At 68.7% G+C, this 13565-nt stretch carries 18 protein-coding genes; 9 read left to right on the forward strand and 9 right to left on the reverse strand.

Features of this window, described 5'->3' with window-relative positions; all coding sequences use genetic code 11:
* From ACH413_RS36730 to ACH413_RS36745, 4 genes are read left to right on the forward strand one after another with little or no spacing between them, the layout of a single operon-like run.
* Complete coding sequence (locus tag ACH413_RS36730) at window positions 1–141, forward strand: hypothetical protein (protein WP_360039932.1); 141 nt, start codon at window positions 1–3, stop codon at window positions 139–141.
* 26 nt (window positions 142–167) lie between these two features.
* Window positions 168–371 (forward strand): hypothetical protein, encoded by a 204-nt coding sequence (locus tag ACH413_RS36735; RefSeq protein ID WP_360039930.1) that lies wholly within the window; start codon window positions 168–170, stop codon window positions 369–371.
* Between the two features lie 19 nt (window positions 372–390).
* Complete coding sequence (locus ACH413_RS36740) at window positions 391–1629, forward strand: YeeE/YedE family protein (RefSeq protein ID WP_360039928.1); 1239 nt, start codon at window positions 391–393, stop codon at window positions 1627–1629.
* Entirely contained in the window at window positions 1629–2750 is a 1122-nt protein-coding gene (locus ACH413_RS36745) for an MFS transporter (protein ID WP_360039925.1), read from the forward strand. The genes ACH413_RS36740 and ACH413_RS36745 overlap by 1 nt, the downstream gene beginning before the upstream one ends.
* Here ACH413_RS36745 and ACH413_RS36750 read toward each other — a convergent pair.
* The gene (locus ACH413_RS36750; RefSeq protein ID WP_360039923.1) at window positions 2681–3250 is read right to left on the reverse strand and encodes a DinB family protein; all 570 of its coding nucleotides are present in this window, start codon (window positions 3248–3250) and stop codon (window positions 2681–2683) included. The genes ACH413_RS36745 and ACH413_RS36750 overlap by 70 nt on opposite strands.
* A gap of 10 nt (window positions 3251–3260) precedes the next feature.
* A complete protein-coding gene (locus ACH413_RS36755) occupies window positions 3261–3977 on the reverse strand; it encodes a hypothetical protein (protein WP_360039920.1) in 717 nt (238 codons plus the stop codon).
* A 194-nt stretch (window positions 3978–4171) separates the two neighbouring features.
* Between ACH413_RS36755 and ACH413_RS36760 the strand changes: the two genes are divergently transcribed.
* Complete coding sequence (locus ACH413_RS36760; protein ID WP_360039917.1) at window positions 4172–4690, forward strand: DinB family protein; 519 nt, start codon at window positions 4172–4174, stop codon at window positions 4688–4690.
* On the opposite strand, the gene ACH413_RS36765 is transcribed toward ACH413_RS36760, so the two are convergent.
* Window positions 4687–6261 carry a sulfatase gene (locus tag ACH413_RS36765; RefSeq protein WP_360040308.1) on the reverse strand — a complete coding sequence of 525 codons (1575 nt, stop codon included), beginning with the start codon at window positions 6259–6261 and terminating at the stop codon, window positions 4687–4689. The two genes, ACH413_RS36760 and ACH413_RS36765, sit on opposite strands and share 4 nt — an antisense overlap.
* Between ACH413_RS36765 and ACH413_RS36770 the strand changes: the two genes are divergently transcribed.
* A complete protein-coding gene (locus ACH413_RS36770; RefSeq protein WP_396425436.1) occupies window positions 6239–7000 on the forward strand; it encodes a RibD family protein in 762 nt (253 codons plus the stop codon). The genes ACH413_RS36765 and ACH413_RS36770 overlap by 23 nt on opposite strands.
* Here the strand turns inward: ACH413_RS36770 and ACH413_RS36775 are convergent.
* Together ACH413_RS36775 and ACH413_RS36780 are read right to left on the reverse strand one after the other, a co-directional pair.
* Window positions 6990–7391, reverse strand: coding sequence for a DoxX family protein (locus tag ACH413_RS36775; RefSeq protein WP_360039911.1), 402 nt, complete (start codon window positions 7389–7391; stop codon window positions 6990–6992). The genes ACH413_RS36770 and ACH413_RS36775 overlap by 11 nt on opposite strands.
* Entirely contained in the window at window positions 7384–8118 is a 735-nt protein-coding gene (locus tag ACH413_RS36780; protein ID WP_360039908.1) for a CDP-alcohol phosphatidyltransferase family protein, read from the reverse strand. Before ACH413_RS36780 ends, ACH413_RS36775 begins: the two co-directional genes overlap by 8 nt.
* 41 nt (window positions 8119–8159) lie before the next feature.
* Between ACH413_RS36780 and ACH413_RS36785 the strand changes: the two genes are divergently transcribed.
* Together ACH413_RS36785 and ACH413_RS36790 are read left to right on the forward strand one after the other, a co-directional pair.
* Window positions 8160–9137, forward strand: coding sequence for a zinc-binding alcohol dehydrogenase (locus ACH413_RS36785; RefSeq protein WP_360039905.1), 978 nt, complete (start codon window positions 8160–8162; stop codon window positions 9135–9137).
* Window positions 9124–9816: a creatininase family protein gene (locus ACH413_RS36790; RefSeq protein ID WP_360039902.1), complete on the forward strand. Its 693-nt coding sequence runs from the start codon at window positions 9124–9126 to the stop codon at window positions 9814–9816. The genes ACH413_RS36785 and ACH413_RS36790 overlap by 14 nt, the downstream gene beginning before the upstream one ends.
* Here ACH413_RS36790 and ACH413_RS36795 read toward each other — a convergent pair.
* The 4 genes from ACH413_RS36795 to ACH413_RS36810 are packed head-to-tail and all read right to left on the reverse strand — an operon-like array spanning window position 9733 to window position 12827.
* Window positions 9733–10692 (reverse strand): lysylphosphatidylglycerol synthase transmembrane domain-containing protein, encoded by a 960-nt coding sequence (locus ACH413_RS36795; RefSeq protein ID WP_360039900.1) that lies wholly within the window; start codon window positions 10690–10692, stop codon window positions 9733–9735. The genes ACH413_RS36790 and ACH413_RS36795 overlap by 84 nt on opposite strands.
* The gene (locus tag ACH413_RS36800) at window positions 10692–11471 is read right to left on the reverse strand and encodes a class I SAM-dependent methyltransferase (RefSeq protein WP_360039897.1); all 780 of its coding nucleotides are present in this window, start codon (window positions 11469–11471) and stop codon (window positions 10692–10694) included. Before ACH413_RS36800 ends, ACH413_RS36795 begins: the two co-directional genes overlap by 1 nt.
* Window positions 11468–12463, reverse strand: a complete 996-nt coding sequence (locus tag ACH413_RS36805) for a glycosyltransferase family 4 protein (protein ID WP_396425437.1) — start codon at window positions 12461–12463, stop codon at window positions 11468–11470. Before ACH413_RS36805 ends, ACH413_RS36800 begins: the two co-directional genes overlap by 4 nt.
* Complete coding sequence (locus tag ACH413_RS36810) at window positions 12417–12827, reverse strand: 6-carboxytetrahydropterin synthase (protein WP_360040305.1); 411 nt, start codon at window positions 12825–12827, stop codon at window positions 12417–12419. The genes ACH413_RS36805 and ACH413_RS36810 overlap by 47 nt, the downstream gene beginning before the upstream one ends.
* 92 nt (window positions 12828–12919) lie before the next feature.
* Between ACH413_RS36810 and ribA the strand changes: the two genes are divergently transcribed.
* Entirely contained in the window at window positions 12920–13555 is a 636-nt protein-coding gene (ribA, locus tag ACH413_RS36815) for a GTP cyclohydrolase II (protein ID WP_360039891.1), read from the forward strand.
* Window positions 13556–13565 lie beyond the last annotated feature (10 nt).

Raw genomic sequence — 13565 nt, forward strand, 5'->3', positions numbered from 1 at the left:
ATGGCGACGCAGTTCCTCACCGAGTCCGTGCCGATCTGGGTCCTGCCCGGACTCGACCTGGGCTCCGTGCTCGACCCGACGATCGGCGTTCCCGCCGCTCTGGCACCGATCTTCGAACTGCTCAAGTTCGTCGGCGGCTGATTTTTCCCTCCAGGAAAGGAAGTTCCATGAAGAAGATCGTTGCGGCGGCTGTGCTCAGCGGTGCCGTGCTCGCCGGTTTCGCCTCGCCCGCGTTCGCCGACCCGGTGGTCGTGGACAAGCCGGACACCAGTGACCTCAACAACAAGTGGACCTTCGCGCCGCTCGGCGTCCCGGTCTTCGGGCTGGTCGAGTCCGTGGTCAAGGCCCCCAACTTCATCATCCCCAACTAGTCCCGTTCAGGAGTTCCCGGTGACGACGCAGTACTTCCCGACATCGTGCGCGGCCCCGGTCCCCTCTCCGGAGGAACCGGTCCGCACCGTCCCGCTGGTCGTCGCCGGGCTCCTGGCGGTCGGCCTGACCTGGTTCGTGTGGGCCTCCTACGGCGCGAAGCAGGGCGTGCTGCTCGCGCTCGGCCTGGCGCTGGGCCTCGCGTTGTTCCACTCCCGCTTCGGTTTCACCTCGGCGTGGCGGCAGCTGATCGCCGTCGGCAACGGGGCGGGCCTGCGCGCTCACACCGTGCTGCTCGGCACGGCGGCCACGCTGATCGCGTTGATCATCTCGACCGGTTCCGGGCTCTTCGGGTCGGTGCCCAAGGCCGTGGGCAATCCTCTGGGCCTGGCGTTGCTGGTGGGCGCGGTGCTGTTCGCGATCGGCATGCAGCTCGGCGGGGCCTGTGCGTCCGGCACGTTGTTCGCGGTCGGGTCGGGGCAGTCGACGATCGTGCTGACGCTGTTCGGTTTCATCACCGGGTCCGTGCTCTACACCTGGGCGTTCCCGCTGTTCGACGGCTGGCCCGCGTTCCCCGCCGTGGTGCTGTCCGAGCACGTCGGCTGGTGGGGTTCGTGGCTGATCACGATCACGGCGCTCACGGCCATCTTCTTCGTGACGCGGCTGGTGCAGGCCCGTCGCAACCCGCCGCCCGCCGACGTGGTGCCGACCGCGCATGGGTTCGCCCGCGTGATCCGTGGTTCGTGGCCGCTGCTGGTCGGCGCGCTGGTGCTGGGCGTGCTGGCGGCGGCGGTGTTCCTGGTGTCCGGGGGCATCTGGGGCGTCACGTTCGCGTTCGCGCTGTGGGGCGCGAAGGTCGTGCAGCTGCTCGGGCTGCACCCCGAGGCGTGGGAGTTCTGGCAGACGCCGGCCAACGCCAAGGCGCTCGCCGCTCCGATCTGGACGGACAAGACGTCGCTGACGAACATCGGCATCATGATCGGCGCCGCCATCGCTGCGGCGGCGGCCGGAGCGTGGAAGATTCACAGCAGCATCCCGTGGCGGACGGCGCTCGCGGCGGTGCTGGGAGGTGTGCTGATGGGCGTGGGCGCTCGGCTCGCCGGTGGCTGCAACATCGGCGCGTACCTCGGCGGCATCTCCGTCGGGTCGCTGCACGGGTGGCTGTGGGGCGTGTTCGCGCTGGGCGGCACGTGGATCGGGCTGAGGTTGCGGCCGTTGTTCGGGCTCGCGAACCCGCAGCCGAGCGACTCGGTCTGCTGATGAGACGGGCGGCCATCGCACTCGTCCAGGTCCTCGGCCTGGCCGTGTGGTTCTCGATGTCCGCCGTCGTTCCCTCCCTGCGGGTCGAGTGGGGCATCAGCGCGGGCGCGGCGGTGTGGCTGACCGCGTCCGTGCAGCTCGGGTTCGTGGTGGGCGCGGTCGGGGCCACGGTGCTCAACCTGGCCGACCGCGTCCGCCCGCACCTGCTGATCGCCGGTTCGGCCGCCCTGGGTGCGGCCTTCACGCTGGTGCTCGGACTGTTCGTGGACGGGCTGGCCGCCGCGATCCCGTTGCGTTTCCTGACCGGCGTGGCGCTCGCGGGCGTCTACCCGGTGGGCATGAAGCTGATGGCGTCCTGGTCGGAGACCCGCACCCGCGGCCGTGCGCTGGGGGTGCTGATCGGGGCGCTGACGCTGGGGTCGGCGCTCCCCCACGTGTTCGGGCGGCTGCCGTGGCGCGAGGTGCTCGTCGCTGCCGCGCTGATCGCGTTCCTTGGTGCCGTGGTCGCGCTTCTGTTCGTGCGGCCGGGGCCGTTCGTGAGTGGCACGACCGCGCAGCTCAACCCGCGTTATGCCGTGCAGATGTTCCGCGAGCGCAAGCCCCGGCTGGTGAACCTCGGCTACTTCGGCCACATGTGGGAGCTGTACGCGCTGTGGACGTGGCTGCCGACGTTCCTGCTGAGCTCGCGGGAACCCGTCGGCCTCACCGTGTTCCTGACGATGGGCGTGGCGGGGTTCGCCGGCTGCCTGGTGGGCGGCTGGGCGGCGGACAGGTTCGGTCGCGCGCCCGCCGCCGTCGGGGCGCTGACGGTGAGCGGACTCTGCTGCCTGCTCTCGCCGCTGGTCTGGGGCACGCCGCTGCTGATCGCGTTCTGCGCGGTGTGGGGCGCCGCGGTGATCGCGGACTCCGGGGTGTTCTCGGCGTCGCTGAGCGAGGTCGCCGACCCGCGCTACGTCGGGACGGCCCTCACCGCGCTGACCGCCGTCGGGTTCGGCCTGACCGTGGTCAGCATCCAGCTCGTTCCGCTGCTCGCCGAGGTCGTGACCTGGCGTTACGCGTTCTTGCTGCTCGTACCGGGGCCGGTGGTCGGCGCGCTCGCCATGCTCAGGACGAGGTCGTAGTAGCCGTCGGGGTTGTCCGCGCCGGACCGCCCGTCGACGAGTTCGCGCACGATGTCGCAGTGCCCGGCGTGCTGCGCGGTCTCGGCCGTGACCCGCACGAGCAGGTGCCCGAACGTGGTCTGCCGCTTGTGCTCGGCCCACCACTGGACCTCGGCGGGCGCGTCCAGCGGTAGTTCCGCGATCGACTCGTCGGAGTGCTTCCAGGCCTGGCGGTACAGGTCGACGAGGTACTCGCGGCTCTCGGTGGGCTTGGCCCACATGTCGCCGTTCTCCCAGACCGAGCCGTCCTCGTTCCACGGCAGCGTGACCGGGGCCGGCCGGCCCGCGCTGTCGCCGAGGTAGCCGAACTCGATGCCGATCAGGTGCTTCACCAGGCCGAGCAGGTTGGTGCCGCTGGGCACGAGTGGTCGCCGGACGTCGTGCTCGGTGAGGCCGTCCAAAGAGGACACGATCGAGTCGCGGGAAGCCTGCAGATAGCGCTGGAGGTCCTCGGCAATCATGGCTTCGACACTAACGCTGGACGGCGACGACTTCCTTCGGTTTCGCCACGGTCTCCTGTGGAGGCCTCAGCACGTCCGGCGCAGTGCCCCACTGGCTGTACACCGCGGTGAGGCGCGCCTGCTGCTTGTCGGGTGACGGCGTGTTCTGCTCGACCCGGACCACCCGGTTCTCGTCGTCCACCTCGACGACGAGCCGGACGTCGCCGTTGGTGTAGCCGCCCGAGTGCGGCACTCCGCCCGCGCTGAACACGTACCGGCCGCCGTCCCGTTCGGTGAGGCGGAGGGTGTCGCGGTCGACGTCTCCGAACAGGTTGCCGGGGTGGTAGTCCTGCGTGGCCATCGACAGGTCCCGCGAGTACGGCCCCACCCAGGGCGCGTCGTTGAGCCCCATGCTGGTGAAGGTCTTGCCCGGCGGCATGGTGAGCCCGCTGTGCTGCAGATACCCGTCATCGCCCACGGTCACCCAGCGGTAGTCGGTGGTGCGGTACCTGTTCTCGACATGCGCGGTCACGTCCTCCTGCGTCGTGGCACCGCCGCTGCCGACGTGGAGCACGCCCGCATAGGTCTGTCGGCGCGGATCCTTGCCCTCGACCTCGATCTTGACGTCGAACCGCACCGACCCCTGCCTCTGGGCGGTCTGCTGCCACTCCCGGAGCAGCGCCACCGGGTCCGCAGGCGTGGTCGAGCACGCGGTCAGCACGAGGAACAGGGACAGGGCCAGACGCATCCCGAGATGATGCTCGACTTCGGGCCCGAACAAAGCACTTTCGACTGATTCACGGACAGTGACCACAGGTCAGCTGCGTATCGCTTGAACGGCGCTCAAGTTTCGCTAGAGCGGCCCATCGTCTAGGACACAAGCTGACCTCAAGTGGTCCTAGAGTCGTTCATGTCGGGACAAACGAGCGAAGGACAGAAGCGATGACCACCACCGAGACCCTCACCGGCGAGCGCGCGGACCTGCTCGAGACCCTCAGGCAGCACCGCTGGTTCCTGACGTTCACCGCTCAGGGTCTGAGCGACGAGCAGGCGGCGTCGAGCCCGACGGCCAGCGCGCTGAGCATCGGCGGCCTGATCAAGCACGTCGCGTCGGTCGAGGAGAACTGGGTCAAGTTCATCGAGCAGGGCACCTCGGCGATGGAGGTCGACCCCGAGTCGACCGACTACGAGAACCACGAGGCGAACTTCCGGATGGCTCCCGGCGAGACGCTGGAGAGCATCATCGCCCGCTACAACGAGGTCGCGGCCTACACCGACAAGCTGGTCGAGACGGTCGACATGGACCTCTCCCACGCGCTGCCGTCCGCCCCGTGGTTCCCCGAGGGCAAGACGTGGTCGGCGCGACGCGTGTTCGTGCACATCGTCGCCGAGACCTCGCAGCACGCGGGCCACGCGGACATCATCCGCGAGACGATCGACGGTCAGAAGACCATGGGCTAGGGCTTGGGCGGGCTGAAGGTCGAGAGGAACTGGTCCCGGAAGTCGCTCATCCGCGACACCGGGGCCGATCCTCCCGGCTTGATCCCGTCGTCCCACTTCCAGTCCGCGACCCGCTCCATGACGGCCGGGTCCTTGGCAACGATGGTGATCGGCACGTCCCGCGACGCTCCTTCGCCGGTCACCATCTGCGCGGGCTGGTGGTCGCCCAGGAACACCATCACCAGGTTCTCGTCGCCGTACTTCTCGAGGTAGGAGAGCACGGACTCCAGCGAGTACGAGATGGAGTGCGCGTAGTCGGCGCGCACGGCCGCCGGGTCGCGGCCGAAGATCGACTCCGGCGGGTCGTTCGAGGCGGGCATGGTCGAGTAGATCGAGCCGTCACCGAGCTTGTCCCACTCCACGGAGTCCGGCGTCGGTGACCACGGCGCGTGCGAGGACACCATCGGGATCGCCGCCATCACCGGGCTGTGCGCCTTCGCGCGCTCGTTGCGTTGGAACGACTCCAAGGTGAACTGGTCGGGTGTCGTCGCGTAGCCGAAGCGCGGGCCTTTGTAGCCGAGGTCCTGGGCCGCGTAGATCTGGTTGTAGTGGAAGAAGTCGCCTTCCGGCCACGCCTGCGTGATGCCCGGGACGACACCGACCGAGCGCCACGACGACTCGCGGAACGCCCGCGGCAGCGTCAGCCGGTCGGAGGCCACGAGGTTGCGGTAGCGCTGCTGGTTGTCGATCCACAGCCCGGACAGCAACGTCGCCTGCGCCATCCAGCTGCCACCGCCCGCGGTCGGCGAGGTCAGGTACGCGGAACGAGCCGAGTAGCCGGCCGCCTTCAGGCGATCATCGCCCTGAGCCAGCTTCGACGCGACGTCCGGCATGTCGAGCGCCGACTTGCCGTAGCTCTCCACGAACGTGAAGACGACGTCCTTGCCCTGCAACGAGGACAGCAGCCCGGGATGCCCGCGGAACGCGTCGACCGAAGCCTCCGCCGCGAACACCTCCTTGTCGTTCAGACCCGCCTGCACGCGCCGGGCGTGATCCACCAGCGACGTGGCGGCGGCGTCGGAGTAGACCGGAACCCCGGGCACGGCAAGGGAAACACAGGCGACGGCGAGCAGAGCCACCGCGCGGATCGCGATCGGGCGCCGCCCGGCGGCGACAGAACTGAGGCGCTGCACCGAAGCCGCCGCCACGAACACGATCCCGGCGACCAGCGCGACGGCGAGACCCACGGCCAGCACGGAGGCGAAGCGGCCGAACGTCACGTCCACGAAGTCGATGGCGGGCACCAGCAGCGGCCAGTCCAGCACGAGGTCGAACGGCCGGTACAGCACCATGTCGAAGCCGATGTCCATGATCTTCACGACCGTGAACAGGCCCAGCGCGATGCCACCGGCGATGGCCGCGGGCTTGCGGAACCGGTCCGGCAGCAGCACCAGCACCATCACGCCGATGAGGCCTTCGAGCGGCACCCGAAGGAACGCCTCGAAGGAGAACTTCTCGAGGTCGCTCGGTGCGATGAGCACGAACAACACGAACAGCCCTGCCAGGACCGTGACCGTCCGCCGCAGCAACATCCTCACCGAGACTCCCCTTTCCAGGCCCTATGAGGTAAACGCGGCGCGGCCCGCGAACGGTTCACCTGCTCTACGATCGGTTCTCGTGACCCGCCCGCACGTTCTGCTGAGCGTCGCCGTCAGCCTCGACGGCCACATCGACGATCGCGGCACCGAGAGGTTTCCGCTTTCCAACGACGAGGACTTCGATCACGTCGACCGGATGCGCGCGGAGTCGGACGCGATTCTGGCCGGGGCCGAGACGTTGCGCCGCGACAACGCGCGACTGCTCGTCTACAGCGACGAACGACGTGCGCGGAGAATAGCGGACGGCAAACCCGAGTTCCCGCTGCGAGTCACCGTCACCCGCAGCGGCCAACTGGACCCTGACCTGCGGTTCTGGCACTGCGGCGGCGACCGGCTGGTCTACTCGCGCAGCGCCGAGACCACGGTCGGGCACCTCGCCGAAACGAGGACCTTCAGCGATTTTTCAGAAATCCTGGACGATCTCGGCGCGCGTGGAGTGAGAAAGCTCATGGTCGAAGGCGGCACGAGCATTCACACGGCGTTCCTCGAAGCCGGACTGGCCGACGAGATCAGGGTGGCGGTGGCACCGATGCTGATCGGACAGGCGACGGCCCCGCGTTTCGTGAATCCCGCCGAATTCCCCGGTGGACCGGCACGCCGATTCCACCTGGAGGACGTCACGAAAGTCGGGGACGTCGCGGTGCTCCGCTACTTCCCGAAAGTCACTTCCTGACGAGCCTGAGCGCGCCGAAGATCTGCTCGCGGCGGTAGACCGCGATCACCAGCGCCCACACCATGAAGATCAGCGGCATCAGCGCGTCGTCGAAGCCGCCGTTGGTGACCAGCGTGAGCTCCGTCAGCGCCGCGCCGGCCATGATGCCCGCGAGGCCCAGCGCCGCGAGGCCGCAGATGGGCGGGATGAGCAGGCCGATCGCGGTGGCGATCTCCAGCACACCGGTGAAGTACCGGAACCACTGGCCGAAGCCGATGTCGTCGAACTTGGCGACGAACGAGTCGGTGAACAACGCGTAGCCGTTCATCACGAACTGCACGGCGAGCACGATCTGCAGGATCCAGACGACGATGTTGCCGATCTTCGCCGTTGTCGAGGTCTGCTCAGACATGGCGGGATTGTCCCACCCGGACAGCGGCGTTGGTCCACAGCCAGAGCACATCGCGACCGAACGACCACACCAGCGATGCCAGCGCGAGACCGACGAGGACGGCCGCGTACGGCAGCAGGCCCGAGGCCGCCACGACGAGGAAGATCCCCTGGACCGCGGCCACGACCTTGCGGGCGTAGCTGCCCGGCAGCGGCGCGTTCATCCAGCGCAGACCCCAGGAAGCGGCCACGAACACGTACCGCATGAGCCCGATCGCGAGCACCCACGGACCCAGGTGCACGGCGACGTACGCGCTGAGCACGAGGATCAGGAACGCGTCGACCTCCATGTCGAACCGGGCACCCAGCGCGGTCGAGGTGCCCGTGCGGCGAGCGACCTGACCGTCCACCCAGTCGAGTGACAACGCGACGGCCGCCAGCGTCACGACCAGCGCGACCGGCACGTCCTGCCCTGCGCGGTCAGCGACCAGCGCGGTCACGGCGCCGACCATCAGGCCGCGGGCCAGCGTGACGCGGTCAGCCGGCCCCAACGCCGAGGTGCGGTGCCGTTGCATGCCGTAGCCGAGGAACGCCCACGTGGCGAACCCGTAGGCCAGACCGGCGGCCCAGCCGAGCGGCCCGAGACCGGCTGTGGCACCGACCACGCCCAGCGCGAGGACCTGAAGCCCTGCCCAGATGGCAGGCTCCCGCAGGACGGGTGCCGTCCTGGTGTGCTGAAGTGTGATCATCAGGTGCCCCTAACGAACTTCGTGCGGCGGAGGTGTTGTGAGTGACACGTACGGCGAGTGCCTTTTGGCTCAATGAATCGGGAAAAGGGGAAGTTCGGCAGGTCACACTGGCCGAGCCCGGTCCCGGTGAGGTCGAGGTGCGCACGCTGTTCTCCGGCGTGAGCCGCGGCACGGAGACCCTCGTGTTCCGCGGTGGCGTGCCGGAGAACCAGTACGCGGTCATGCGGGCCCCCTTCCAGGAGGGCGACTTCCCGTGGCCGGTGAAGTACGGGTACCTCAACGTCGGCGTCGTGGAAACCGGGAACCTGCGCGGGCGCACGGTGTTCTGCCTCTATCCACATCAGACTCGTTACGTCGTACCGGAAACCGCGGTCACGCTCGTGCCGGAGGCGGTTCCGGCCGAACGGGCGGTGCTGGCGGGCACGGTGGAGACCGCGGTCAACGCCGTGTGGGACGCGCGTCCGTTGATCGGCGACCGGATCGCGGTGGTCGGCGGCGGCATGGTCGGGTCGAGCATCGCGGCCGTGCTGGCGACGTTCCCCGGTGCCCGCGTCGAGCTCGTGGACGCCGATCCGGCCCGGGAGACGGTTGCCCGCGAGCTCGGTGTCGGATTCGCCTTGCCGGGCAACGCTCTCGACGGCTGCGATCTGGTCTTCCACGCCAGTGCGACCGAGCCCGGCCTCACCACGGCGTTGAACCTGCTCGCGCCGGAGGGCCGCGTGATCGAGCTGAGCTGGTACGGCGACAGGAAGATCTCCGTGCCGCTGGGCGAGTTCTTCCACTCGCGCCGGCTCACGATCCGCAGCAGCCAGGTCGGCACGGTCGGCCGTCCCGACCGCAGCTACGCCGAACGCATGGCGGTCGCGCTGGATCTGCTGGCCGACGCCAGGTTCGACGCGCTGATCACCGGCCACAGCGCGTTCGAGGAGCTCCCGGACGTGATGCCGAAGCTCGCGGACGGCGAGATTCCGGCGCTGTGCCACCGGATTGACTACGGTCAGGCTCATGTTCCCGAGTGACACCACGGTCGACGTCCGGGGTAAGAGCGTGGCCGTGCTCCCGGTCGGCAGCACCGAGCAGCACGGCCCGCACCTGCCGCTCGCCACGGACGCGGTGATCGCCTGGACCATCGCGTCGGAGATCGCGGCCAAGCACCCCGAGGTCCGGTTGCTGCCGCCGATCCAGTTCTCGTGCTCGCAGGAGCACGCCGACTGGCCGGGGACCGTCAGCATCTCCGCGAGCACGTTGATCTCAGTGGTCACGGACATCGCGGAGTCCTTGCGGCGCAACGGTGTCACGAACCTGGTGCTGGTCAACGGCCACGGCGGCAACTACGTGCTGTCGAACATCGTGCAGGAGGGCGAGGGTCTGGCGTTGTTCCCCGGACGGGACGACTGGGCGTTCGCGCGGGAGAAGTCCGGCATCGAGACCTCGGCCTACAGCGACATGCACGCCGGCGAACTGGAGACCTCGATCCTGCTGCACGCGCACCCCGATCTGATCCGTCCTGGCTATGAAGGCTCTGACCACCTGGCGGAGGACCGGCGGCACATGCTCACCCTGGGTCTGGCGCCGTACACGTCCTCCGGCGTCATCGGGCGGCCCTCGCTCGCGTCAGCGCGCAAGGGCGAGCTCCTGCTCGCGGGACTGGCCGAGTCGTTCCGCCACTACCTGGACCTCTTCGGTCTTCCGGCGTGACAGGAAGAGCACGACCGCACCCGGCAGCGCGGCGATGAGCGCCAGCACGCCGTAGACGATGCCCGTGGTGAAGCCCTGCGCGGCGCCCAGACCGGCGGCACCGAACGCGACCGCGAGGAAGGCCTCGCGCGGGCCGAACCCGCCGATGTTCACCGGGATGGCCATGATCAGCAGCGCCAGCACGACGACCGGCGCGAGCTGGGCGATCGTGGCGTTCGACCCGGCGGCGCGGGCGGCCACCAGGAACATCGCGACGTACCCGGCGACGGTGGCGGCCGACAGTCCGATGACCGCGGGCCAGGTCCGGAAGGACAGCAGCCTGATGCCGTCGGCGAGGGTGTTGACCAGCACGCGGCGCACCGGCCCGATCTGCCAGCCGACCACCGCGGCGATGGCCAGACCGGCGAGAACGAGCCCGGCGGTGGTGCCGTCCGGCGCTAGGTCGAGGCCGGGCGCGGGGTGCGTGAGCAGCACCGCGAGCCCGATCCCGATGAGCACGATCTGACCGGCGAAGCGCTCGAAGAACACGGCGCGCACGCCCCGTCCGACGTCGCCCGACTCACGACCGTGGTTGACCGCGCGGTGCACGTCGCCGAGCACGCCGGCGGGCAGCACGGCGTTGACGAGCTGGGCGCGGTAGTAGTCGCTGACCGCGGACTTCATGGACAGCGACAGGCCGAGGCGACGCGCCACGAGGACCCAGCGTCCCGCGCTGAGCACCGTCGTCACGAGCCCGATCGCCAGTGCGGCGGCGACGGAGAACGCGTCGATCGCGCGCAGTCCGTCGAGGAACGCCCCGGTGCCCAGGCGCACGCCCAGGCCGACCAGGATCGCCAACGCCAGCACCAGGCGAAGCCACGGCCAGAACTTCTTCATCAGACAGACCTCGGTATCGCTAGCAGGTCGACGTGGTGGACCGTCACGGAGGCCGTTGACCTGCGGCGCAGGTACTCGGAAGCCTCGGTGGCGAGTGTGGGTTCCTGCTCCACCGCGGCGTCGACCCAGCCCCTGAGCCACTCGGACTGCAGGGCGTCGCCGTGCATCCGCCAGGGGCTCTGAGCCGTCCGAACCGAAGCGCCGGCTGTCACGAATGCCTCTTCGGCAGCGGCTGGAGCATCAGGTCCGAGCAGACGGCGCCCGTCCACGACGCGGCGCTGGTGAGCGTTGAACGCGTCCTGGAAGGCGGCGTCGAGCGGCTCGGCCGGATCGATGTCGATCCGGCCTGCCACCGAGAGCGTGAACAGAGCGGGCACATGTGCTTCTACGCATGCAACCGCCAGAGCGTTCATCTCGTTAGTAGTGAGCAAGTCGAGCAACGCGGAACAAGTGACCAGGTCAGCGCCCGCGATGTCGGCGGCTTTGAGGGACGTGAGGTCGCCCTCACGCGTCTCGGCGGTGACGTTCTCCATGGCGCTCATGCCGGCCTCGGCCAGCCCGAGCAGCCGGGGGTCGCGGTCGTGCAGCACCCAGTGCTGCACGCCGCCGAGCCTCCCGGCGAGCCATCGTCCCATCGATCCCGTTCCACAACCGAGGTCACGGATCGTCAGGGGGTTTCGGTTCACCAGAGTTTCGCGGACCACGTCGGCGAGCTCGGTCGAGCGTGCCTGTGCGTCGGCGTTTTCCCGCAGTGCCAGCCATTCCGGGGCGAAGGTCATGGCCGGAGCGTAGCCAGCACCCTCCGCAGGTCCTCTGTGGATTCGTCCCAAGTGGACAGAACAGCCCGCCGGGCGAGCGATTTGGAACGCAGTTCGGCCCGGAAGTCCTGATCTTGGAACCAGCACGTTAGTGCAGCTTCCAATGCATTTTCGTCCCCGGCGGGAATGAGCAGACCGCCGTCGCCGAGTGCGTCCGGGACCGCGCTCGCGATGACCGGCAGACCGTGGGCGAGGGCCTCGGTGACGACCATGCCGTAGGTCTCGTTCCTGGAGGCCAGCACGAAGAGGTCGGCGCGGTCGTATGCGCTGGTCAGAGCCTCGCCGGCGAGTGCTCCCGGGAAGCTGACGCGGTCGTCTCGCGGGAGTTCGCGCAGGAACGGCCGGTGCGGGCCCACGCACGTCAGCCGCCAGTCGTGTTCGATCCGCCGCAACGCGCTGACCAGCAGGTCGTGGCCTTTGCGGGGTGTGATGGACGCGACGCAGAGCAGATGGTGGACACCGTCCGTGCCCCGCGCCCGTGGCGCCGGATCGGTACCGGGGACGACGACGTGGACGTGGTCGAGCCCGTGCCTTCGCTCGATGTCGCGCGCGGCCGTCGGGCTGGTCGCGACGACCACGTCGACGGCCCTCAGGACCTGCCCTTCGCAGGCGTTGAGGACGCGTGCGGTCTCGGGGTCCAGACCTGTCTCGTCGGCGAGCGGCAGGTGCACGAGCACGGCGAGTCTGAGCCGTTCGGCGTGAGGGACCACAACTTCGGGTACACCACAGCTGACCAGGCCGTCGAGGAGCACGACAGCGCCGTCGGAGATCGCCGCAAGCGTTTGCCGCAACGCGGTGGTGTCGCTCGGACGCGGCCAGTCACCAGCGACGGTCAGGCGGTTCAGGCCCGCGCTCACGCGCAGGTCGTAGACGTTGCCGCCGCTGGGACTGCCCGGATCCTCGACGTCAGGCGGAAGGACGAAGTGCACGTTCGTAGCCGGCCCACGCCACATGGGACTCGTGAAGTGTGACGGCGATCGCATCGATCCCGTGAGCGCCCTCACCCAGAGAGCCCTCGGAGATCTTGTCCGCGAGCTGGTCCGCGATGTGTTTCGCGAGCCACTCCGTGGAGGTGTTGATGCCCGCGAACTGGGGTTCTTCGTCCAGATTGCGGTAGTTGAAGGCGGCCAGGACCTTGTTCAGCTCCTGGGTGGCGAGTCCGATGTCGACGACGATGTTGTCCGAATCGAGCTCAGCACGTTTGAACGTTGCGTCCACCAGGAACGTTGCTCCATGCAGACGTTGTGCCGGACCGAAGACTTCGCCGCGGAAACTGTGGGCGATCATCACGTGATCGCGGACGGTGATGCTGAACAGGATGACCTCCGCTGTGCGGTCGGGTTACGGTGCGACCTCCATCCGAGCGTAGCTGCACGTTCGGAAGGCGCCTGGCGACAAGGGGACCGGAGATGTTCGAACAGGCCTTCAACGAGGAAGACGTTGCGGAGTCCGATCTGGTGACACGGCGTGGCACCTTCCGCGCAGTCGCGTTCCGCGCGGACGGTCACGAGCACATGGCGCTGGTCTACGGCAAGACGAAGCTGCGTGAGAACGTCCTCGTGCGCATCCACTCCGAGTGCATGACCGGCGACATCTTCGCCGCCATGCGTTGCGAGTGCGGCGAGCAGCTCGACGCCGCGCTGAACACCATCGTGCGTGAGGGCAACGGCATCCTCGTGTACCTGCGCGGGCACGAAGGGCGCGGAATCGGTTTGGTGTCGAAGATTCGCACGCACGTGCTGCAGGACGCCGGAATGGACACGTTGGACTCGGCCACGTCCCTCGGCCTGCCTGTCGACGTGCGCGACTACACCCCCGCGGCCCGCGTGCTCAAGCATCTGCGCGTGCAGTCCGTGCGGCTGATGTCCAACAACCCGGACAAGATCGCGGCGCTGGAGTCCCACGGAATTTCGGTGACGGCGCGCGTGCCGTCGTTGATGACCCCGAACGTCCACAACATCGCCTATCTGACGGCGAAGCGCGACCGGCTCGGGCACGACCTGCCTCAGGTCGACGAGTTCACCACCCTGCCGCACGCGCGCTGACCATTGCTTT

This window comes from Lentzea sp. NPDC020367, assembly GCF_044387305.1.
Lineage (GTDB): Bacteria > Actinomycetota > Actinomycetes > Mycobacteriales > Pseudonocardiaceae > Lentzea.